Source organism: Streptacidiphilus sp. MAP12-16, assembly GCF_041262165.1.
Classification (GTDB): Bacteria; Actinomycetota; Actinomycetes; order Streptomycetales; family Streptomycetaceae; genus Streptacidiphilus.
This window is the reverse complement of record NZ_JBGCBY010000001.1, coordinates 225,155-247,383: the sequence shown is the minus strand read 5'-3', so window position 1 is coordinate 247,383 and position 22,229 is coordinate 225,155. Positions and strand designations below refer to the sequence as shown.

Below are 22,229 nucleotides of genomic sequence, written 5' to 3'. Positions count from 1 at the left end.
CTCGGCGTGAACCGGGGTGAACGCCTCCCCGCGAAGCGGACCGGGCGCCTGCTCCAGGAAACCAGCGCCGCACACCGGCCGCGACTCGGCCGGGCGCGCGAAACGGGCGGGAAGCGAATACCGCGAACTGGTTCATATCGAACCACGGCCGACCCGCGATGCCCGGCAAGGAGGCGCGAGGCGCGCTTGCGAGACGTCGCTCCGCGTCAGCGGCGGCGGCCCAGCCGACAGCATCGTGCCCCTGCGGCTGACGGTTCGTCGGCTGCAGGGGCACGATGCCGGGCGGTGAGGCAGGAGAGCTGCGATCAGCTGATGCGGCCGGCGAAGTCCGGCGCCCAGTTGCTGATGGTGTCGGTCTTGACACCGGCGCCCGGGTTGGCGGCCTCGACGTACTCGCCGCCGCCGACGTAGACGGCGACGTGGTATGCACCGGCAGCGGTGCCGTCATTGGACCAGAACAGCAGGTCACCGGGCTGAAGCGAGCTCAGCGAGACGCGGGTGCTGGCGGAGGCCTGCTCCTGGCTGGTGCGCGGGATGGAGATCCCGGCCTGGGCCAGGGCGGCCTGCGCCAGACCCGAGCAGTCCCAGCTGGACGGGCCGGTGCCGCCGTAGGCGTAGGCGTCGCCGACGTGCGCCTTCACGAAAGCGACCGCGGCGGCCATGTTGCCGCTGACGGTGCTGCTGGTCGTGGCGGCGGAGACGGCCTGGGTGGCCTGCGTGACCGCCGAGCCGGAGCCGGAAGCCGAGTGGGAGGCGGCAGCGGAGGCGGCGTCGGAACCGGACTCGGCGTCAGTGCTGGCGGTGGTGCTGGAGCTCGTGCTGGAGCCGGCGTCCGAGCTGGTGGAGGACTTGGACGCGACGCCGCCGCCGAGGGAGAGACGCTGACCGGGGTAGATCACGTTCGGGCCCGCGGTCAGCGTGGACTTGTTGAGGGCGTAGAGGCGCTGCCAGCCACCGGAGACGTGCTCCTTGCCGGCGATGGTGGAGAGCCAGTCGCCGGAGACCACGGTGTAGTTGCCGGCGGTGGTGCCGGCGGACGGGGTGGTGGTCGAAGAGGTGGACGCGGAGTGGGTGGAAGGAGTGGTGGCGCCGGAGGACGCGGACGCCGAGGAGGACGAGGAGGTCGTGGACGACGACGAGGTGTTGACGGAGGCGGGTGCGCCGCCCTGGCTCAGGCCGGCCTGCGGGCCGCAGACGGGCCAGGCGGTCGGGCCCTGCGAGGCGAGGACCTTCTCCGCGACGGCGATCTGCTGGTCCTTGGTGGCCTGGTCGGCCGAGGACGCGTACTGAGTGCCGCCGTACGCGGCCCAGGTGGAGGCGGAGAACTGGAGCCCGCCGTAGTAGCCGTTACCGGTGTTGATCGACCAGTTGCCGGTGCTCTCGCACTGGGCGACCGCGTCCCAGGTCGAGACGGAGGCGGCAGAGGCGGTGGTCGCGCTGACCAGGGGGATGGCGAGGCCGACGCCGGTCAGGCCGGCCGAGGCGATAAGGCGCTGGGTGGTGTTGCGGCGGGCCTTCGGGGCACGACGGCGCCCGGTGCTGGACAGCATGAAGAAGAGTTCCTCTCCCACGCCTACGAGGTGAGCTGTCGGATTCGGGCTGGAGTTGCCCGGCCGTGCGCTGCACGGCTTCACCCCTAGCCGCGATCGCGTGATCGCGGCGACTTACCTGGGTCCCCCGCTCCTGCCGTGGTGCGGTGTGTCGGGTCTCGACGCCTCCGGTGGCAGGACTCGGCGTTCCGGAGGTGTCTGTTCCGCATAAGTGCGGACGCCTCGCACGCTAGGCAGGCGGCCGTTGAAACCACAATGGTTTGTGATGCCCGTCACCGCCGGTGGTCCCACCTGGTGCCGTTATGTGGGCATTTGAATGGATCACCGCACCCGCACGAACGGCAGTGACCCGGTGCACAGGTGCACCGGGTCACTGGGAGAAGGAGGGAAGCGGCTACCCGAGTCGGGTCAGCCTGGCTCCGAGGGAGGGCTGGGACAGCTCGCGCTGGAGCGTGACCGGGATCTTCTGGGCGTTCTGCCCGGATCCCACCTCCAGCATGCCGACCGTCGTGCCCGCCGTGCCGGTGTGCGGAACCCCGCCGTCGGCGGCAACCAGCGTGACGTTCACCAACAGCCCGCTCCAGCCGACGACCGTCACGTCCTTGGAGGCCACGACCGGGGTCCTGCCGCCGAGCCCGTCGTCCACGTAGCCGACCACGTCGCCCTTCTTCGCGACGGTGTGCGCCTGCAGCGTGCCCTCGGCACTGACGACGACCTTCTGACTGTTGATCAGCACCGAGGGCAGCCAGCCGCCGGTGCTCTTCGAGGCAGGCTGGCTCAGCACCACGCCCACGATGGTCTGCGTGGTGCCACCGATCTGCTGCTGCGCCGCCCACATCAGGCAACCGAGGGCCGCGCTGCTGGAGCCGGTCTTGATGCCGATGACGCCGTTCTTGCCCAGCAGATTGTTGTTGTTGTACGTCAACGCGTTCCCGGGCGGAGTGAACGAGGGGGTGCTGACGATCTCCCGGAAGACCGGGTCCTGCATCACCGTTCCGGCCAGCTTGAGCTGGTCGTTCGCGGTGCTCCTGGTGGTTCCGTCGAGGCCGCTGGGGTCGGTGTAGGTCGACTTGGACATCCCCAGCGCCGTCGCCTCGGCCTGCATCTTCGTCACGAACGCGGCGTCAGAGCCCGCGTCCCAGCGGCCGAGCAGGCGGGCGATGTTGTTCGCCGAGGGGATCAGCAGCATCTGCAGGGCCTGGTACTCGCTGATCTGCTCACCCTCGGTGACCTTCATCACGGACTCGCCGCCGGCCAGGCCGGTGGTGTACTCCTGCGCGGCCTGGTGGTCGACGGTGATCGTCGGCCCGGGCTCACCCGTGCTCAGCGGGTGGTCCTTGAGGACGAGATGAGCGGTCATCACCTTGGTCACGCTGGCGATCGGCACCGGGTTGTCCGAGCCGCTGTGCCCGAGGGTGCCGAGACCGGGGACCTCGGCGGTCGCCTGCCCGCTGGCGGGCCAGGCAAGGGCCGGGGTGGAGCCGGTGAAGGCGTAGGTCGAGTCGGCGGTCAGCCGGAGGTTGACCTTCGGCAGCGGGCGCAGCACCTGGACCACGGCCAGGATCGCCAGGACGAGGCACAGCAGGCCGCCCCACAGACTGATCCGCTTGATCGCGCGGCGGAGCGGGGAGGCCGGACGGCTGCTGAGGGTGGCCAGGATCTCCAGTGCCTCGGAGGTCGTCTCGGGGGAGGGCGAGGCGTCCCACGATTGGATCGCGGCGGGAGTTGGCCGGTGCTCGGCGGGGGAGACTGCGGTGTCGGGGAGGGGCGGGGCGACCTGCGACATGGGCCGGGTCTGCTCGGCCGCAGCGGCGATCGCCGCTGCGCTCGCCCCTTCGCCGTACGCCCGCGCGCCTGCCGGGTGCGAGCCGCGCGGGGCGTGCGGGGCGCGCTCCGCGGGCGGTGCAGCCGAGGGCGGCGCGGAGGCCGGGGCCGAAGGCGACGCGGAGGTCGGAGCCGAGGCCAGCGCTGGGGTCGGCGGGGAGGTCGGGGCTGGGGTCGGCGCGGAGGCCGGGGCTGGGGTCTGCGGGGAGGTCGGGGCTGGGGTTGCGACCGACGTCGGGGCCGAGGTCAGGGTCGGAGTCGGGCCTGGGGCCGAAGTCGTGGTCGTGGTCGAGGGCGAGGCTGGGATCGGAGTCGAGGTCGGGGTTGGGGCCGAGGTCGAAGCCGGGGTGGGAGCCGCCGCTGAGGCCGGGGTTGGGGCCGAGGTCGAAGCCGGGGTGGGAGCCGCCGCTGAGGCCGGGGATGGGGCCGAAGCCGGAGACAAGGTCGACTCCGTCGGCGCGGTCGGAGTCGGTTCCGAGGTTGGGGTCGGAGCCAAGGTCGAAGCCGGGGTTGAGATTGAAGCCGAGGCAGGAGCCGACGTCGGGGCTGGGGCGGGGGGCGGAGGGGTGTCGGTGGGTGGGGTGCCGGGATCGGCGGCGACCGCTTCTTCCTGCTCCTCTACCTCTGCCTCTGCCTCTGCGTCTGCCTCTGCGTATACCTCTACCTCCTGCTCTGCCCGCGGCGCCTGGCCGTCCGCGTCGGGCTCGACATGCTCCCGGGCGCCGTCGTCCGGGGGAGCGGACTGGCGGAGCGTGCGGGTGGGCTCGTCCAGAGCAACGCGCAGTGCCGTCGTGGGCGAGTCGACGCGCACCTCGTGGCTGGTGGGTTCGGCGACGCGGTCATCCGCGCCCGCGCCGGGGGCAGGCGAGACGCGCACGCTCTCCCGGGGGTCCCGCCTGGCGGCGGCTCCGGCCTCGGCGTCGGCCTCGGCCGTGCCGGACCGAGCGAGCCAGGTTTCGGGCTTCGCCGCCCGACTCCCGCCCGCTTCGCCGTTCCGCTCCACCCTGTCGGGGGACTCGCCCACGTAACCCAACCTCCTCGCACGCCCGAAGAAGCGCCCGGAACCGGACGCCCCTCCTTCAAGTTTCTTTCACAACCACGACAACGCTGGCTCGCAGCGGCTCTCACCGGCGATTCCTTTGTCGTACCAGCCACTCCACTGGCAGACGTGAGGCTCGCCGGGACGGTTCCCGAGATCACGGTGTCGTGTCACTCTCGAGGCACTCTCGACAGCAGGGTGTGAGAGGCGTCACTCTGTCTTCATCCACGCGGGGAGGCTTGGATGGGCAAGAGCCGCAGAACAATTCCCGAGGAACTGTTGTTGCTCGCGCTGGACCCGCAGACCGGGACCACCGCGCAACCGCAGACCCTTGACCTCGGACTGGCCGGGGCACAGCTCGTCGAGCTGGCCATGGCTGGAAGAATAGTCCCGGACGGGGACCGGATCGCCGTGGTGAATCCACGACCGACCGGCGACCCGACACTGGACCACGCGCTCGAACTGCTGCGCAGACGTGGCAGTGCGGTGCGTGCCGTGCACTGGATCGGCGGGCCCCGCCTGGGGCTGCGCCAGACGTACCTGGCGCACCTGGAGCGGTGCGACATGGTGCGGGCAGTGCCCGGACAGGTGTGCGGGGTACTGCCGACGACGCGGTACCAGGCGTCCGACGACTGCACGAACAGCGCGATCAAGGAACGGCTGGACACGGCCATCCGGACCGGAGTACCCCCGGACCCCCGGACCGCCGCGCTGGCAGCCCTGGCCCACGCCGTGGGTCTTGGGAAGCATCTCTACCCGGGTAACGAGGGTCGCTCCTCGAGGTCACGCCTCCGGGACCTGATCCGGTACGACCCGCTTGGCGGGATGGTCGCGCACGCCGTCATGGACGTGCAGAACGGTCTTCCCGCGCCCCAGGTCCGGGGTACCGCCCCCGGACGGCCGGTTGCCCGGCCGACCGGACGCCCTTCCGCACTACCGGGGATGGTGCGTGCCGCCGCGCGCTGACCCCTCCTGATCCGCCGACCGCCGTCCCTTGCCGCGACCACCCTCGCGGCGGGGGGCGGCGGTCGGCGTTTGCGCGCGCGCCCTGATCCCAGCGGATTGGCCCACATGAGGACCCCTCACGGTGGCATCCTGCTGGAGAGAAGGGATTCCAACCAATCCCGTTGCCGCCAAGACGAGAGCCGGAGGACCTGTGTCGTCCGCCAGCATCAATCCCACCGTCCGCCGTCGCAGGCTCGGCGCGGAGCTACGCAGGCTGCGCGAGCAGAAGGGTCTCACCGCTGAGGACGTGGCCCAGCAACTGCTGGTCTCCCAGTCGAAGATCAGCCGGCTGGAGAACGGCCGACGCAGCATCAGCCAGCGCGACGTCCGCGACCTCTGCGAGGTCTACGGCGTCACTGACGAGTCCATGGTCGACGGCCTGATGACGATGGCTCGGGAATCCCGCCAGCGCGGCTGGTGGCACGCCTTCGGAGACGTCCCCTACAGCGTCTACATCGGCCTGGAGGCCGAAGCGATCGCGGTACGGAACTACGAGTCGCTCTTTGTGCCGGGGCTGCTGCAGACGCGTGAATACGCCCACGCCGTCGTGGCCGGCATCCAACCCGAGGCGACACCCGAGCAGATCGACAAGCGAACCGACATCCGCATGGTCCGGCAGGATCTGATCAAGGACCCGGACAGCCCGTTGCGGCTGTGGGCTGTCATCGACGAGGCGGCGCTCCACCGCGAGGTGGGCAGCCCGGCGACGATGCGGGAGCAGTTGGAGCACCTGATCGAGCGAAGCTTCCAACCCCACATCACCGTCCAGGTCCTCCCCTACAGCGTCGGCGCACACCCCGGGATGAGCGGAACGTTCTCCATCCTCGAGTTCCAGGACGCACTCGATGCCAACGTCGTGTACCTCGAAGGGGTGACGAGCGATCTGTACCTGGAGAAGGAAACTGACGTTCGGCTCTACTCGATGATGTACGAGCACCTTCGTGCCCAGGCGCTGAATCCTGACCACACGCGCGACCTGATCGACAAGATCGCCAAGTCGTTCACGAGGTGACCGCGCGGAGGATACAGCCGCAGTACTCCAATCTCGACCGAATCAGGCAGAGTTCCCCCCAGCTGGGGGGCCCTTACGCTCGCTCCTTTGCCGACTGCACGCTTCCGGGGGCACAGTAGCCACAAGTCGAGAGAACCCACGACGCGGCACAGCGCATCCTGTGTCGGCTGACGGGGACGAGCACTGAGTCTGGAGCAGGAATCTCATGAACCAGAGCAACCCCAACGACGCCAACAGCCTCAACTGGCGCAAGTCCTCCTACTCGGGGAACGGTCAGTGTGTGGAGGTCGCGGCCCCGCACACCGGCGTGGCGGTACGCGACTCGAAGGACCCCATGGGGCCTTCGCTGGCCTTCACCAGCGAGGCGTGGGCGGCCTTCATCAAGGAAGTGAGCAGCGACTCCTTCGACGGGCGCTGACGACCTGGGGAGCAGGTCGCAGGCCCCTGAGGCCCCCTCGTCCGAATCCTGAGTGGATGGGAGGGGGTCTCTCGCTGACTCTCCCTCACCTCAACTGGTCCACGTACACGTCCGTGCCCGGCAGCGTCGGGACGAAGGGCGCCACGAGTTCCACCCGCGCGCCCGGGACCGCCTCCGCCACCTGCGCGTCGAGGCCGGTGAAGGCGTCCCAGCAGGCGCGGGGGTCCTGCTGCAGGAACCAGAGCAGGGTGATCCTGGTGTCGGTGCCGTCCACGGGCTTCACGTAGGACATCTTGTCGACCGGCAGCGGTAGCGGCCGGAACAGCACGCACATCGCGGCCGGGCCGCCGCTGCGGAGCTTGCCGGGCAGGCCGCGTTCCAGCAGCCAGTCGAACAGGCGGTCGCGCTGCTCCGCGTCGGGGGTGTCGATCACCTGCAGCACCAGCCCTGCGTACGGGTGGTCCAGCGCATGGACGTCCCGCGGACCGGCCGCGCCGTCCCGGTAGGCCACGCCCGCGTGCTCCTGGAAGGACGTGAAGACGTGGGTCCGGTCGCGGTAGACGCGGCCGTCCCGGTTGAGCCGCTTGTTGATCGCGACGGTCCAGCGCATGTGCGCCTCGTGGCGGCCCTTGGTGAGCCAGTAGACGGAGAGGTAGCAGCCCGCCGTGACCGGCTCGGCGACGGCCGACTTCTCCGGGTACCGCAGGAGTTGCAGGTCGCGGGTGGCCACCCAGCGCCGGCCCGCGAACATCCAGGGCATGGCCATCGCGCCACCGTAGAAGTGGTCGTCCTCGTACCAGCGGTTGTAGCCGTACTCGTGTCCGGGGTGCGGTTCCACCATGGTGATCAGCGCCGAACCGATCTCCACGCCGTAGGGCCCGCGTGAGGCGAGCGCGGCGTACTGCCCCAGGTCGTCCGTCAGTTCCTCGTCGCCTGCCATACCAGACCTCCGCAGCCGTCGTCCCCAGACTGGCTGACGGTACGTCAGATCAGGTGAGGTTTCCATAGACGGCCCGGCTGCGGCCCGCAGTCGACCGTCGGATCCGACACATCGGACCCGGGCTTGCGGCGGTCGCTTGGGAGGATCCGATCCTGGGCATCACCGCGAGTCGGACATATCGTCAGCCGACATGCGAAGACGCACGTCAGTACCTGTCGCCGCCCCCGTGCCGTTCGACCCCGCCGCCGCCTGTGCGGCGCGGGGCGTTCTAGGGCTGAGCCCGGTGATGGTGGCGCGTGCCATGGCCTCGCACGGGGTGTACGCCGTCCCGCCGCAGGTCATCGCCTGGGAGACCGGAGAGCTGCTCCCCAGTGAGGCTCAGCTGGTGGCCCTGGCCCGCGCCCTGTGGTGCCCGCCGGGCCAGCTGATGGGCGGACGGGCTGTGAGCATCCGCGACCACCGACTGGCGCTCGGCCTGCCGCCGGAGGAGCTCGCCCGCCAGCTCGGCCTCACGCCGAGGGTGTACGCGCAGCTGGAAGCCACCCCGCGGTGGACCGGTGACGAGGACGAGACCTATCTGCTGGCACAGGCGCTGCGGCTGACCCCGCGCGCCCTGGTGGCCGCGACCGGACGGGGCGAGGAGCTGCAGGTGCTGCTCCAGCGCGCGATCGACGGCCGCTGGCAGCCGCAGGCGAAGGCGTTGGCACGACTGGTCCCGACGCTGGGCCGGGAGTGGATCGACCACGCGCTGCGGGTGCTCCACGACGAGGGCCACACCTCCGGGGCGCTGTGGGGCGGCGACAGCCCGGATGAGGCCGAGCCGCCGCCTGGACCGGAGGAGCTGACGGAGCGCTTCTGGCTGCTGCTCGACAGCTGAGCGGCAGCGGCCGAAGGAAGCGTGCACGGGCCTGGTCTTCCCCCGCCGCCCCACCTAAGCTGACGCACCATCAGATACCGGGAGGGTGGTCGGGACATGCTGCTTCTGGAAGGCCGTACGGTCGTGGTGTCAGGGGTGGGACCCGGCCTCGGCCAGCAGATCGCCGTCCGCGCCGCGCGCGACGGGGCGAACGTCGTCCTCGGCGCCCGCACCGAGGAGAACCTCGCCAAGGTCGCCGCGGAAATCGAGGCGGCGCAGGCCGGGCGCGGCGGAGCCGCCCGTACGGCCTGGCGTTCCACCGACATCGCCGACGACCCCGCCTGCGCGGCGCTGGCCGCTCTCGCCGTGGAGCGCTTCGGACGGATCGACGCCGTCGTCCACGTCGCGGCCCTGGACACCCACTTCGGCGGCCTCGCCGACGCCGACTTCGCCTCCTGGCGCCGGGTTCTCGACGTCAACCTGATCGGGACCCTGCAGCTCACCCGCGCGTGCCTCCCCGCACTGCGCGAGCGCGGCGGCTCGGTCGTGTTCATCGGCACCCAGTCGGCGGTGGCCGCGCCCAGCCAGGTCCGGCAGGCGGCCTACGCCGCCTCCAAGGGAGCCCTGACTTCCGCCATGTACTCGCTGGCCAGGGAGCTGGGGCCGGACCGGATCCGGGTCAACACGGTCCTGCCGGGATGGATGTGGGGCCCGGCGGTCGCTGCGTACGTGCAGTGGACGGCAGGCACCGAAGGCGTGCCCGAGGCGGAGGTGCAGGGCCGGCTCAGCGAGCGGATGGCGTTGCCGGAGCTGGCGACCGACGGCGACGTCGCCGAGGCGGCGCTGTTCCTCGCCTCGGACCGGGCGCGGGCGATCACCGGACAGTCCCTACTGGTCAACGCCGGGGAGCTGATGCGCTGACGCCTCCGCCGGAGCACGGCTCGATGCGCCGAAACTCCTGGCATCACACCTGGTCAGGACCCTAGGGTCGGAGCATGACCACGACCACGTCCGGCCTTTTCGACGCCTTCCGAGCCGACTCCGTCCACGACCTGGACGCGCTGCGCGGGATATACCCCGAGCCCAGCACCGCCGCCGTGCGCAAGCAGATGAACGAACTGACGGAACAGACCCGCCAGTTGATCGGCTGCGCCTCGCTGGTGTTCGTGGCCAGCGCCGATGCCGACGGCAACTGCGATGTGACGCCGCGCGGCGGGCCCGCCGGGTTCGTCTCCGTACTCGACCCGCGCACCCTGGCGATCCCCGATGCGACCGGCAACAAGCGCCTGGACACGCTGCGGAACGTGATCGCCACCGGGCGGGCCGGGCTGCTGTTCGTGATCCCCGGCCGCACCACCACGCTGCGGGTGAACGGCCGCGCCTGCGTCAGCGCGCGCCCGGAGCTGCTGGACCAGCTCACCGCCGTGGGGAAGCCGCCGGTGAGCGCCCTGGTGATGGAGATCGAGGAGGTGTATCCGCACTGCCCCAAGGCGCTGATGCGCAGCTCCGCCTGGAAGCCGGAGCAGTGGCTCGCGGCGGACGCCCAGCCGAGCTCGGCCGAGGTGACGCTGGCTCAGCTGCGGATGCCGGAGCTGACTCTCGCGGACATCAGGCAGGCGGAGTCGGAGTCCCTGACCTATCGGTACGAGTGAGGTACTCCTTCCTGCCTGTGTGCTGGATGCGGTCCTGACGAAGCGTGTGTTCATGGTGGTGAGCCCCGAGCGCTTCAAGCAATCACCAGGAGAGTCAAGGACGAGTAAAATCGTTCCGCATGTCGATCTGAGTTCACGAACATGAACGATTGAGCTCATACAAAGAGGATGTCAGCAGACAAATCACTCCATCCACCGAACGTGGATGTGAACGCGCGCTCTTGACCCCCGGTCAGGAGCGCGCTTCAATCCCGAAGCGAGAGCATGTTCGTCAGACATCCTTACAACAATCTGCTGCCCCACCCGTGCACCCCGGATCCGGTCCTGCGAAGCGCGCAACCGACCCACCCGGAACGTGAACGAGACGAGGCGATCGAGCATGACCCAAACCGCAGCGGCACCGCCCTCCTCCCTGCGCAGGATCCATCCGACCACGCTGTACTTCTTCGGCGCCCTCGGCGGCATACTCTTCGGCTACGACCTCGGCGTCATCGCCGGCATCCTGGTCGTGATCTCCAAGGTCTGGCACCTGTCCGGATTCGACAAGGGCGTCGTCACCGCCAGCCTCTCCGTGGGCGCCATGATCGGCGCCGGGCTCGCCGCCCGCCTCACCAACCGCATCGGCCGGCGCCGCAGCATCATGGTCGCCGGCGGCATCGTCATCGTCGGCACCGTCGCCTGCGCCCTCGCGCCCAGCTTCGGGCTGCTGGTCGCCTTCCGCGCCATCATCGGGCTCGGCGTCGGCTGCTCCTCCGCGACCGTGCCGACGTACCTCTCCGAGCTGGCGCCCAGCCGCTTGCGCGGTGCGATGTCCTCGCTCAACCAGATCTTCATCGTCAGCGGCATCCTCATCGCCTTCCTCGTCGACTACTGGCTGGCCCCCTCCCACGCCTGGCGCTGGATGTTCGCGGGAGCGCTGGTCCCCGCCGTGATCCTGGTCATCGGTCTCACCTTCCTCCCCGAGACCCCGCGCTGGCTGCTCAACCTGGGCAAGGAGGACGAGGCCCGCGCGGTGCTCGCCAGTACGCACGCCGCCGACGACATCGACGCCGAGGTCGAGACCATCCGCGAGGTGATCCGGCTGGACACCGAGCAGACCGGCCGCATCCGCGACCTGGGCGCCAAGTGGATCCGCCCGATGCTGTTCGTCGCCCTGCTGCTCGCCGTCGGCCAGCAGTTCAGCGGCGTCAACGCGATCAACGCATACTTCCCCACCATGCTGGTCTCGCTGGGCTTCACCACCAGTACCGCCCTGCTCTCGGCGATCATCCTGGGCGTCACCAAGCTGGCGTTCACCGCCTGGGTGGTCTTCGTGGTGGACCGCTGGGGCCGCAAGCCGCTGCTGCTCATCGGCAACGTCATCATGGTCGTCACGCTCGCGCTGACCGGCTATGTGGTGATCAACGTGCACGACAAGAACACCCTGGGCACCCTCGCCGTGATCCTGCTGGTGCTCTACCTGGCCGGGTACGAGCTCGGCTGGGGCGCGGTGGTGTGGGTGATGATGGCGGAGGTCTTCCCGCTGAAGGTACGCGGCGCGGGCATGGGCGTCGGCGCGGTGGTGCTGTGGGCGTCCACCGGCATCATCACCGCCGTCTTCCCGATCATGTCCGACCACAACCATCTGGGCATCGGCAAGTCCATGTACGTGTTCGCGGCGATCAACGCCGTGCTGTTCTTCCTGGTCCGCTGGCTGGTCCCGGAGACCAAGGGCCGCAGCCTGGAGCAGATCGAGCTCGGGCTGCGCGACCGCGCCGCGGCCTGACCCCCGACGCACGCGGTGGGCCGCTGTCGCGGAACGACAGCGACCCACCGCGTCGGGCGCCGGACCGGCCCGCAAAGGCCCGGGAAGGCCCGGACTGGAGTCACTAGTCCAGGACCGGCAGCAGCTCCGGCAGGTGTCCGTCCGAAGCCAGCGCGGCGGCCCGGCGCTCCTCCGGGACCGGACCGTAGGTGGTGGTGCGCTGCGCGGACGGGCGGCCCGCCGCCGTGGCGATGGCCTCCAGGCCCCTGATCGACTCATAGCTGCCGTAGGCGGAGCCGGCCATCCGGGAGATGGTCTCCTCCATCAGCGTGCCGCCGAGGTCGTTCGCGCCGCTGCGCAGCATCTCGGCCGCGCCGTCGGCGCCCAGCTTCACCCAACTCGTCTGGATGTTGGGAATGCGCTCGTGCAGCAGCAGCCGGGCCATGGCCGTGACGGCGCGGTTGTCGCGCAGGGTCGGTCCCGGGCGGGCGATCCCGGCGAGGTAGACCGGCGCGTTGGTGTGGATGAACGGGAGGGTGACGAACTCGGTGAAGCCGCCGGTGCGTTGCTGGATGTCGGCGAGCAGGCGCAGGTGGGCGAGCCAGTGCCGGGGCTGGTCGACATGGCCGTACATCATCGTGGAGGAGGAGCGCAGGCCCAGTTCGTGGGCGGTGCTGACGACCTCGACCCAGGTGGCGGCGGGGAGCTTGCCCTTGGTCAGGATCCAGCGGACCTCGTCGTCGAGGATCTCCGCGGCCGTGCCGGGGATGGTGTCGAGGCCCGCCTCCTTGGCCTGCTGCAGCCAGTCCCGGATGGACAGTCCGGTGCGGGTCGCGCCGTTGACGACCTCCATCGGCGAGAAGGCGTGGACGTGCATGCCGGGCACGCGCGCCTTCACCGCGCGGGCGATGTCGAAGTAGGCGGTGCCCGGCAGGTCGGGGTGGATGCCGCCCTGCATGCAGACCTCGGTCGCGCCGACCTCCCAGGCCTGCGCGGCGCGGTCGGCGACCTGCTCCAGGGAGAGGGTGTAGGCGTCGGCGTCGGTGCGGCGCTGCGCGAAGGCGCAGAAGCGGCAGCCGGTGTAGCAGACGTTGGTGAAGTTGATGTTCCGCGTCACGCAGTAGGTGACGGTGTCTCCGACGGCCGAGCGGCGCACGTCGTCGGCGACGGAGCAGAGGGCGTCCAGGGCGGGGCCGTCGGCGTGGAACAGCACCAGGGCCTGATCGTCCGTCAGCAGGGTCGGATCGTCGGCGGCCACGGCGAGGGCGTCCCTCACGTCACCGTCCAGGCGGGAGGGGACGGAGTGGGCGACGGCCTGCTCGCGCAGCGCCTCCCAGTCGCCGTACACCTCGTCGAAGTCCTCGCGGCGGTCGCCGCTGCGGCCCTCGGTGTCGATCTCGCGGTGCAGCTCGGTGCGACCCGAGGGGACGAACGCCTCCTCCGGCTCCTGCCAGGGCAGGCCGACCGGCATCGCGTCCGCGCGGGCGAGGCCGGTCTCCGGGTCCGCCAGGGCGCGGACATGCGGCAGCACCCGCGGGTCCAGCCACGGCTCGCCGTGCTTCACGTACTCGGGGTAGACGGTGAGGCGTTCGCGCAGTTCGAAGCCGAGGGCGGCGCACTGGGCGGCCAACTCGTCGATCTGCGGCCAGGGGCGCTCCGGGTTGACGTGATCGGGGGTCAGCGGGGAGATGCCGCCCCAGTCGTCGATGCCGGCGCCGATGATCAGCGCGTACTCCGCGTCGACCAGGTTCGGCGGCGCCTGGATGCGCGCCGAGGGCCCGAGGATGACGCGGGCGACAGCGATGGTCGAGGCCAGCTCCTCCAACTCCGCGTCCGGCATGGCCCGCATCGCCGTGTCGGGCTTGGCCCGGAAGTTCTGGACGATGACCTCCTGCAGCCCGTGGTACTGGCGGGAGATCCGGCGCAGCGCAAACAACGAGTCGGCGCGCTCCTCGAAGTCCTCGCCGATGCCGATGAGGATGCCGCTGGTGAAGGGGACGTTGGAGCGTCCGGCGTCCTCCAGGACGCGCAGCCGGACAGCGGGCTCCTTGTCCGGCGAGCCGTGGTGCGGGCCGCCGGGTTCGGACCAGAGGCGGGTGGCGGTGGTCTCCAGCATCATGCCCATCGAGGGGGCCACCGGCTTGAGCCGCTGGAAGTCCGTCCAGCTGAGCACGCCGGGGTTGAGGTGCGGCAGGAGTCCGGTCTCCTCCAGCACGCGGACGGACATGGCACGGACGTAGGCGAGGGTGTCGTCGTAGCCGTGCGCGTCGAGCCACTCGCGGGCCTCGGGCCAGCGGTCCTCGGGGCGGTCGCCGAGTGTGAACAGAGCCTCCTTGCAACCGAGGGCGGCGCCCTGGCGGGCGATGTCGAGGACTTCGTCCGGGGAGAGGTAGAGGCCGTCTCCCTGAGCCCTGAGCTTGCCGGGGACGGTGACGAAGGTGCAGTAGTGGCAGCGGTCCCGGCACAGCCGGGTGAGCGGGATGAACACCTTCTTGGAGTAGGTGAGCACGCCGGGTCGGCCAGCCGTTCCGAGTCCGGCGTCGCGGACTCTCGCCGCGGTGGCGCACAGGTCCCGCAGGTCCTCCCCGCGCGCCTGCAGCAGCACGGCGGCCTCGCCGACATCCAGCGCGACGCCCTCACGCGCCCGGTGCAGCGCACGCCGCATCGCGTTGGCGGTGGGCGCGGTGATCGGCGTGGCGACGGGCGCGGGGGCGACGGGGACAGTGGCGACTGCCTGGGGCTCCTGGTCCTTCATGTGCTGAACCTTACGCCCGGTTCCCTGGCCCGACCCTGAGATGGCCTCAGGGTCGGCTGAGCCATGAGGTGGAGAGAAGCTTCGGTCCCCTGGTCGATCCGCTGGGAACGGCGGGGGCGTCTAATGGAGTTGTTCCCAGGAGTGGGCTTCCCGCTCCGGGACGAACGAGGGCACGTGGCCGCCGAGGGGAGCGCTACGGCCGAGACGTACGAGCTCTAGGCCCGGCGGCGCGCCGGGAAGACGGAGGGACAACCGCAATGTCGAACCACGAGAGCATCGCCGGCCAGGGGGACGAGCTGGGCGAGGCGACCGCGGCCGCACCGCGTGGCCGGGGCCGCAGCCGGATTCTGGTCCCGGCCGCCATCGCGGCCGTCGCGGCCGCGGGCATCGCCGTCGTGCCGGCGCTGGCCGCCGGCTCGGACCTGCCGTCGATCACCGCCCAGCAGCTGCTGGCCAAGGCGCTCTCCGCCCAGGTGCCGACCTTTTCCGGCACCGTGCAGACCACAGTGGACCTGGGCATCCCCTCGGCCCTGACCAGCGCGCTGCCCTCGGCGGTAGCGAGCGCCGGCGCCGGCAAGGCGACCCAGTCGCAGTCGGCGGAGGCCGAGAAGCAGCTCGTCGCCCTGCTGTCGGGCGGCACGCACACGCTCCAGGTGGCGGCGGACGGACCGGACCGGCAGCGGATCAGCTCCACCGATCCCGGCAGTACCTTCACCCTGGTCCACAACGGCAGCTCGGCCTGGGCGTACGACGGCCAGAGCAACAGCGCGACCCATGTCTCGGGAATCACCAGTACTGGCGTCCACTCGGGTGACACCACCGCACAGTCCGCGGCGCCGAGGGACCCGCAGCAGGTCGCCGCCGAGGCGCTGAAGGCGCTGGGCCCGTCCACCACGGTGTCGGTCGCCGGCTCGTCCAAGGTGGCCGGCCAGTCGGTGTACGAGCTGAGCGTCAAGCCCAAGGGATCGGGCTCGACCATCGGCGAGGTGCGGATCGCGGTCGACGCCAAGAACGGCATGCCGCTGCAGGTGCGGGTGAACCCGGCCGACGGCAGCGACTCGATCCTCAACGTCACCTTCGCCACCCTGTCCTTCGGCACCCCGGCGGCGAGCACCTTCGACTACACGCCGCCGAGCGGCGCGACGGTGACGCAGCAGGTGGCCCCAGCAGGCGGGACCGCCAAGGGCGCCCCGGGCACGCCGGAAAAGGGCATGAAGGGCGGGGCGGCTCAGGGCGATCACGGCCCGCTGAACGCCAAGCCCGGCGCCGGCTCGCAGGAGAAGGTGATCGGCTCTGGTTGGAGCACGATCTACAGCTTCACCCCGTCGGCCACCAGCGGGACGGGCAGCGGCAAGGGAAGCCTGTCCGGTGAGCTGAGTGCCGCGAAGAGCTTCGGCAAGCAGGTCCCCGGCGGCACGCTGATCTCCACCAAGCTCATCAACGTACTGGTGGCCGACAACGGCACGGTGTACGCGGGGGCTGTCACCCCGGCTCTGCTGGAGCAGGCCGCAGGAAAGTAACGGGTATCACACGCGGGGGCGCCGGGCTCGAAAAACGGCCCTATGGTCACTCTGCGGGAGCGGGAGGGGCGTCCGAGTAACGGGCGCCCCTCCTACCATTCGCACCACCCGCAGTGGTGACAATTCCGCGTCGACAGTTTTCCGAAATGTGCCGGGAATCCGTCTCGATACATGAAAGCCAGCTTGACTCGCGGCCTTGTATGGCTGTCAGATGATGCCTATTCATCTGAACGTGTGACAGAAATCCGTGCCGGGTCGTGTGGATCCCCTCTCCCCTCAGTCCCAGGACCGAGCGGCGGCGCGGAGGACTTGGACTGATCGCCGCCCCCACGCGTCGGTCGGTCCTCCGTGTCTGCCGTGTGCGGCGGCGGCGGCGCACGCTCGCCCGCACGACAGGAGACATCCACACATGGCCATGAGCCGCCGTTCCTTTCTCGCCGCCACAGGAGTCGCAGGAGTCGCTGCGGGCACGGGACTGCTCACTGCCTGCAGCAGCGGTGCCAAGCCGGTGACCGGAGCCAACGGAGCCCCGAGCTCGCTCGAGGTGTTCTCCTGGTGGACGGCGGGCGGCGAGAAGGATGCCCTCAACTCCCTGGTTGCCGAGTTCAACCAGCACAACCCCAACATCAAGTTCGTCAACGACGCCGTGGCCGGTGGCGCAGGCGCGGACGCCAAGGCCGTGCTGGCCAGGCGACTGGCCGCGAAGACCCCGCCCGACACCTTCCAGGCACAGGCCGGCGCCATGGTCGGCGACTACATCACGGCCGGCCAGCTGGAGGACCTGACCTTCCTCTACCAGCAGGAGGGTTGGGACAAGTCGTTCAACCAGCAGGTGCTGAAGCTGATCCAGCGCGACGGCAAGTACTACTCGGTGCCGGTGGACATCCACCACATCAACGTCCTCTGGTCCAACACCCAGCTGTGCAAGTCGCTGGGGATCTCGACCGCCCCCAGCGACATGTCGCAGTTCCTGTCCAACCTGCACAAGGTGAAGAGCGCGGGCTTCATCCCCCTCGCCGTCTCCAGGGACCCGGGCCAGGAATGGCAGGTCAAGCACATCATGGAGACCGTGCTGGTGAGCACCCTGGGCGCGGACGCCTGGGCGGCGCTGTGGAAGAAGGGCGGCGACTGGGGCTCCCAGCAGGTCGCCGAGGGCCTGCACATGTTCAACGAGATCATGTCCTTCGCTCCCGGCACCGGCAGCGCGGTCAGCTGGGACCAGGTCAGCGCGCTGGTCGGCAAGGGCCAGGCCGCCTACCAGATCATGGGCGACTGGACCGAGGCCAACTTCACCGTGACGATGGAGCTCACCCCCCGGGTCCAGTACAACTGGGCGCCGGTACCCGGGACGCAGGGGCTCTTCCTCTTCGCCTCGGACTGCTTCACCCTGCCGATCGGCGCGAAGGACCGCGAGGCCACGGTCGCCTGGCTGACGGTCTGCGGCAGCCAGGGCGGCCAGGACGCGTTCACCTCGGTCAAGGGCGCCATCCCGCCCCGCTCCAGCATCACCCCCGACGAGCTCACCCTGTTCGACCCCTACCTGCAGTGGTCCCTGGACGAGTGGAAGAAGAACACCATCGTCGGCTCGCTCACGCACGGGGTGGTCGCCACCGGCGCCTGGAACACCGCGGTCGACGCGGCGGTCACCACATACCTGACCGACTCCGACGTGAAGAAGCTCCAGCAGGGGCTGGTGCAGGCGGCACAGACCCACGCGACCTGAGCGAGCGCACCGGCCCACCTGACGACCCGTCGCCACGCTGCCCGCCGCCGTGCTAGTCGGTGGCGGGCGGTCGCGCGCCCGCCACGATCAGACGTCCGACCGTGGCGGCGGCGGCCTCCTGGATCTCCGGGGGCATCGCCTCGTCCGTGATCAGGGTGTCCACCGCGGCCAGCGGGGCGTATGAGCTGAGGCTGACCATCCCCCACTTGCTGTGGTCCGCGAGAACCACGACCTGCGCGGCGCACTCCATCAGCGCCCGGTTGGTCTCCGACTCGGCGAGGTTGGGGGTGGTCAGGCCCGCGCCCGGGTCGATGCCGTGACAGCCCATGAACAGCAGGTCCACGTGCAGGTCGTGCAGGGCCAGCGCCGCGATCGGCCCGACCAGGGCGTCCGAGGGCGTCCGCACTCCTCCGGTGAGCACGACCGTCGGCCCGGTCCGGCCCGGCCGCCTGGCCTCCTCGAAGACGTCGGCGACCCGCACCGAGTTGGTGACCACGGTCAGCCGCTGGACCCGCAGCAGGTAGCGCGCCAGCACATGCGTGGTGGTCCCGGCGGACAGCGCGATCGCCGTCCCGGGGCGCACCAGCGCGGCGGCCGCCTGGGCGATCTCGTCCTTGGCCTCGGGCTCCCACTCGGTCTTCGCCTCGAAGCCGGGTTCGACACTGCTCGCCGTGCCGGACTGCAGCGCGCCACCGTGGACCTTCTCCACCAGCCCCTGTCTGGCCAGCTCCGACAGGTCCCGACGGATCGTCATGTCCGAGACTCCGAACCGCTCGGAGAGCTCCCCCACCCGCACGCTGCCGCTGCGGCGGATCTCGGCCAGAATCACCGACTGCCGTCGCTTCGCGAGCATCGCACTCCCTGCCTGCAGAGCCGGACACGGTCCAACGGAATCAAACAGGACCGCGCATATCACATGCCCAGGCGGAGCACATGTCAAGGGGCTGCGCACGGATCAGGCACCGGCCGGAGTCGCTAGCTCACATGTTCAACCGCGGTTCCCTCGGCCGCCCGGTCCACCCGGACGGCCGCGAGGCTCCTGGTCCGCCGCGCCTGGCGCAGCGCATCCCAGGTCAGCATGGCCAAGGCCGCCCAGACCAGGGCGAAGCCGACCCATCGGGCGGTCGGCATCCGCTCGTGGAACACCGCGATCCCCAGCAGGAACTGGAATACCGGCGCGAGGTACTGCAGCAGCCCCAGCATGGTCAGCGGCACCCGCACCGCCGCCGCGCCGAACGCCAGCAGCGGTACCGCGGTGACCACCCCGCAGAGCAGCAGCAGCACGGTGTGGCCCCAGCCGTAGGAGCCGGGGAGGGTGCGTCCCAGCGTGCCGCTGCCGCTCACGCCGAGGTAGACCAGAAAGCCCAGCGCGGGCAGGAACTGGAAGGCGGTCTCCCCGGCCAGGCTCTCCACCCCGCCCAGCCCGACCTTCTTCTTGATCAGTCCGTAGCTGCCGAAGGAGAAGGCCAGCGTCAGCGCGATCCACGGCAGATGGCCGTACCCCAGCGTCAGCACCACCACGGCGACCGCCCCGACGCCGACGGCCAGCCACTGCACCAGGCGCAACCGCTCGCGCAGCACGAGGACGCCGAAGGCGATGGTGACGAGCGGGTTGATGAAGTAGCCGAGCGAGGTCTCCACCACATGGCCGCTGTTGACGCCCCAGATGTACATACCCCAGTTGACGGAGATCACCGTCGCGGCGAGCGCGATCAGCGCGATCCTGCGCGGCTGCCGCAGCAGCGGGCGTATCCACCCCCAGTTCCGCTGCGCGGCGAGCACGGCCAGGACCGCCACCAGCGACCAGACCATCCGGTTCGCGAGGATCTCCCCCGCACCGCTGGGCTTGAGCAGCGGCCAGTACAGCGGGAACAGCCCCCACACGCCGTACGCGGCGACGCCGAACCAGAACCCTCTGCGTTCCTCCTGCATGCCCAAGACCCCTTCGCCGCGCCACTCGTCCCCAAGGGACGGTAGACGGCGAAGGGGTCTGCTGTCATACCCGTACCGCTTTCACGGTCCTGACGATCAGCGGTCGGTCAGCCGCGGGTCACCCGTCGAGCTTGGAGAGCTTCGCTCCGGAGGAGGTGGCCTCCTCGAGTTCCTCGTGGGCCTCCACCACGTCGAACGGCACGATGGTCGCCACGACGTTGGGCAGCTTGCCGACGGCGCGGGCGATGTGGTCGGCGGTGCGGCGGTGCAGCAGCCGGCCCAGGATCGGGGAGTAGTTGCGCTCCGGGATCAGCAGGGTGATCTGGCTCTTCTGGTCGGCCGTGTTGCGGGTGATCAGCTCCAGCAGGGCGCGGGTGATCCGGCGGTCCGGGCACTGGACGATCTCCAGCGGCAGGTCGCCCACCTCGGCGTTCGACCACTGGGCCGCGAGCTTCTCGGCCTCCAGGTTGTCGATCATGAAGTGGACCGCGCGGATCTCGGCCGGGCGCAGCGAGCGGGCGTAGCGGATGGCCTTGAGGGCGGCCAGGTCGACCCGGTCCACCAGGATGTACATCACCTGGCGGCGGTACTTCGGGTTGGTGGTGTCGGCGGGCGCGGTGGCCAGCGCCTCGGCCTCCTCGCGGTAGCGGCGGTTCACCCTGATCAGCGCCCAGACGCCGATCGGGAAGACCACCACGACCACCCAGGCGCCCTCGGAGAACTTGGTGACCGCGAAGATCCCGACGACGACCGCGGAGAGCGCGGCGGCGGCGCCGTTGATGGCGATCTTCATGGCCCGCCTGGGCTCCTCCGGGCGGTCCCAGAAGTGCTTGACCAGGCCGATGCCGGCCATGAAGAACCCGGTGAACACGCCGATGGCGTAGAGGCCGAGCAGGTGGTCGAGCTGGGCGTTGGTGACGATCAGCAGCACCAGCGACACGCCGGTGAGGGTGAGGATGCCGGACGAGAACGCCAGCCGGTGGCCGCGGCGGGTGAGCTGGCGCGGCAGGAAGGAGTCCTCGGCGACGAAGCTGGCGAGGAAGGGGAAGCCGTTGAAGGAGGTGTTGGCGCCGGTGTAGAGGATCAGCGCGGTGGCCAGCTGCAGGAAGACCAGAGCCGCCTGCCCGTACCAGTTGGAGCCGAAGACCAGGTTGGCCTCCTGGGAGAGCACCGAGGGGCTGCCGCTGGTGAAGGGGATGGCGTGGGTGAGGTAGGCCAGGGTGGAGACACCGAGCACCAGGGTGCCCAGCGTCACCGACATCGTCACCAGGGTCTTGCGCGCGTTGGGGCCCTGCGGGTTGCGGAAGGCGCTGACGCCGTTGGAGATGGCTTCGAGACCGGTCAGCGAGGTGCCTCCGTTGGCGAACGCCTTCAGCAGCAGCCCGATCGTCGCACCCATCAGCAGGGCGCTGTTGTTGCCGTGGGTGCCGAGCGCGAACGCGCCGTTCGCGTGGACGTTCGCCTTCGGCAGGTCGCCGAAGATCAGCCGGAGCGCGGCGACACCGAGCAGCAGGCCCATGGCCGCCATGAACAGGTACGCGGGGGCGGCGAAGGCCCGGCCGGCCTCGCGGATGCCGCGCAGGTTGCCCCAGCAGAGCAGCAGCACGATGAACACAGAGATCGGCAGCTGGTAGTTGTCGACCCAGTTGTAGTGGTTTCCGCCGAGCAGGTGGACCAGGGAGAGCAGGGCGACCGTTCCGGCCGCCGTCTGCACGGCGACGGTGACGATGTAGTCGATGAGCAGGGCGACGGCCGCGATCTGGGCCACCCGGGGGCCAAAGTTCTCGCGGGCGACCACGTAGGAGCCGCCGGCGCGGGTGTAGACCATGACGACTTCGCGGTACGACAGCGTCAGCAGGGTCAGTACGCAGAGGACGACGGCGGTGACCGGCATCAGCATGGCGAAGGCAGCCAGCCCGATGACCGGGACCATCTGGACGAGCATCGCCTCGGAGCCGTAGGCCGAGGAGGAGATGCAGTCCGACGCCAGGACGCCGAGGGCGACCGGGTTGGACAGCTTCTCGTGAGCGAGCTCCTCGGTGACGAGGGGCTTTCCGAGCAACCGTTTCTTCACCCGATAGCCGAGGCTTTCCGGCAGATCCGCGGTGGCTTCGACGGCTGCTGCTGGTGCCGCAGCGGCCTGGGGGCTGACGCTGGCGCGGCTGTCCATGGCGTGGTCCGATCCGAGAGTGATGCTGCTGCTTTTCGGTGGTGCACGTCGCCTGAACGAGTGCGCCGAGCCATGCATACTCTCACCTC

Annotated in this window: 16 protein-coding genes and 1 riboswitch; of the genes, 9 read left to right on the top strand and 7 right to left on the bottom strand. The window is 70.2% G+C overall.

The genetic code is table 11. The features are described from left to right. Nucleotides 1–305: 305 nt before the first annotated feature. Together ABIA33_RS01090 and ABIA33_RS01085 are read right to left on the bottom strand one after the other, a co-directional pair. Nucleotides 306–1,571 (bottom strand): transglycosylase family protein, encoded by a 1,266-nt coding sequence (locus tag ABIA33_RS01090; RefSeq protein ID WP_370075870.1) that lies wholly within the window; start codon nucleotides 1,569–1,571, stop codon nucleotides 306–308. Beyond that, a riboswitch (cyclic di-AMP (ydaO/yuaA leader) is annotated at nucleotides 1,556–1,709 on the bottom strand. Its footprint overlaps the gene before it by 16 nt. A gap of 235 nt (nucleotides 1,710–1,944) precedes the next feature. Next, a complete protein-coding gene (locus tag ABIA33_RS01085; protein WP_370075868.1) occupies nucleotides 1,945–3,336 on the bottom strand; it encodes a D-alanyl-D-alanine carboxypeptidase in 1,392 nt (463 codons plus the stop codon). A gap of 1,320 nt (nucleotides 3,337–4,656) precedes the next feature. On the opposite strand from ABIA33_RS01085, the gene ABIA33_RS01080 reads away from it, so the two are divergent. The 3 genes from ABIA33_RS01080 to ABIA33_RS01070 all read left to right on the top strand — a co-directional run bounded on the left by ABIA33_RS01080 (nucleotide 4,657) and on the right by ABIA33_RS01070 (nucleotide 6,848). Beyond that, nucleotides 4,657–5,379, top strand: a complete 723-nt coding sequence (locus ABIA33_RS01080) for a GPP34 family phosphoprotein (protein WP_370075866.1) — start codon at nucleotides 4,657–4,659, stop codon at nucleotides 5,377–5,379. A 190-nt stretch (nucleotides 5,380–5,569) separates the two neighbouring features. Continuing rightward, on the top strand, nucleotides 5,570–6,430 hold the full coding sequence (locus ABIA33_RS01075) for a helix-turn-helix domain-containing protein (RefSeq protein WP_370075864.1): 861 nt from the start codon (nucleotides 5,570–5,572) through the stop codon (nucleotides 6,428–6,430). A 205-nt stretch (nucleotides 6,431–6,635) separates the two neighbouring features. Continuing rightward, a complete protein-coding gene (locus ABIA33_RS01070) occupies nucleotides 6,636–6,848 on the top strand; it encodes a DUF397 domain-containing protein (protein WP_370075862.1) in 213 nt (70 codons plus the stop codon). An 85-nt stretch (nucleotides 6,849–6,933) separates the two neighbouring features. Here the strand turns inward: ABIA33_RS01070 and ABIA33_RS01065 are convergent, their stop codons facing one another. Then, a complete protein-coding gene (locus ABIA33_RS01065) occupies nucleotides 6,934–7,788 on the bottom strand; it encodes a hypothetical protein (protein WP_370075860.1) in 855 nt (284 codons plus the stop codon). Nucleotides 7,789–7,978: 190 nt separating this feature from the next. Here ABIA33_RS01065 and ABIA33_RS01060 point away from each other — a divergent pair, with 190 nt between their 5' ends. From ABIA33_RS01060 to ABIA33_RS01045, 4 genes are all read left to right on the top strand, one after another. Further along, nucleotides 7,979–8,665, top strand: coding sequence for an XRE family transcriptional regulator (locus ABIA33_RS01060; RefSeq protein ID WP_370075858.1), 687 nt, complete (start codon nucleotides 7,979–7,981; stop codon nucleotides 8,663–8,665). Nucleotides 8,666–8,761: 96 nt separating this feature from the next. Continuing rightward, a complete protein-coding gene (locus ABIA33_RS01055; RefSeq protein ID WP_370075856.1) occupies nucleotides 8,762–9,565 on the top strand; it encodes an SDR family oxidoreductase in 804 nt (267 codons plus the stop codon). 74 nt (nucleotides 9,566–9,639) lie between these two features. Beyond that, a complete protein-coding gene (locus tag ABIA33_RS01050; protein ID WP_370075854.1) occupies nucleotides 9,640–10,296 on the top strand; it encodes an MSMEG_1061 family FMN-dependent PPOX-type flavoprotein in 657 nt (218 codons plus the stop codon). Between the two features lie 379 nt (nucleotides 10,297–10,675). Next, entirely contained in the window at nucleotides 10,676–12,061 is a 1,386-nt protein-coding gene (locus ABIA33_RS01045) for a sugar porter family MFS transporter (RefSeq protein WP_370075852.1), read from the top strand. A gap of 103 nt (nucleotides 12,062–12,164) precedes the next feature. On the opposite strand, the gene ABIA33_RS01040 is transcribed toward ABIA33_RS01045, so the two are convergent. Further along, nucleotides 12,165–14,795, bottom strand: a complete 2,631-nt coding sequence (locus ABIA33_RS01040; protein WP_370075850.1) for a bifunctional FO biosynthesis protein CofGH — start codon at nucleotides 14,793–14,795, stop codon at nucleotides 12,165–12,167. Nucleotides 14,796–15,052: 257 nt separating this feature from the next. Here ABIA33_RS01040 and ABIA33_RS01035 point away from each other — a divergent pair, with 257 nt between their 5' ends. Both ABIA33_RS01035 and ABIA33_RS01030 read left to right on the top strand, forming a co-directional pair. Then, the gene (locus ABIA33_RS01035; RefSeq protein ID WP_370075848.1) at nucleotides 15,053–16,315 is read left to right on the top strand and encodes an outer membrane lipoprotein carrier protein LolA; all 1,263 of its coding nucleotides are present in this window, start codon (nucleotides 15,053–15,055) and stop codon (nucleotides 16,313–16,315) included. A 409-nt stretch (nucleotides 16,316–16,724) separates the two neighbouring features. Then, nucleotides 16,725–18,038: an ABC transporter substrate-binding protein gene (locus tag ABIA33_RS01030; protein WP_370075846.1), complete on the top strand. Its 1,314-nt coding sequence runs from the start codon at nucleotides 16,725–16,727 to the stop codon at nucleotides 18,036–18,038. A 52-nt stretch (nucleotides 18,039–18,090) separates the two neighbouring features. Here ABIA33_RS01030 and ABIA33_RS01025 read toward each other — a convergent pair whose 3' ends face one another. The 3 genes from ABIA33_RS01025 to ABIA33_RS01015 all read right to left on the bottom strand — a co-directional run bounded on the left by ABIA33_RS01025 (nucleotide 18,091) and on the right by ABIA33_RS01015 (nucleotide 22,140). Further along, the gene (locus ABIA33_RS01025; protein ID WP_370075844.1) at nucleotides 18,091–18,891 is read right to left on the bottom strand and encodes a DeoR/GlpR family DNA-binding transcription regulator; all 801 of its coding nucleotides are present in this window, start codon (nucleotides 18,889–18,891) and stop codon (nucleotides 18,091–18,093) included. Between the two features lie 122 nt (nucleotides 18,892–19,013). Then, a complete protein-coding gene (gene rarD / locus ABIA33_RS01020) occupies nucleotides 19,014–19,970 on the bottom strand; it encodes an EamA family transporter RarD (protein ID WP_370075842.1) in 957 nt (318 codons plus the stop codon). Nucleotides 19,971–20,088: 118 nt separating this feature from the next. Continuing rightward, nucleotides 20,089–22,140: an APC family permease gene (locus tag ABIA33_RS01015; protein ID WP_370075840.1), complete on the bottom strand. Its 2,052-nt coding sequence runs from the start codon at nucleotides 22,138–22,140 to the stop codon at nucleotides 20,089–20,091. Between the last annotated feature and the right edge of the window lie 89 nt (nucleotides 22,141–22,229).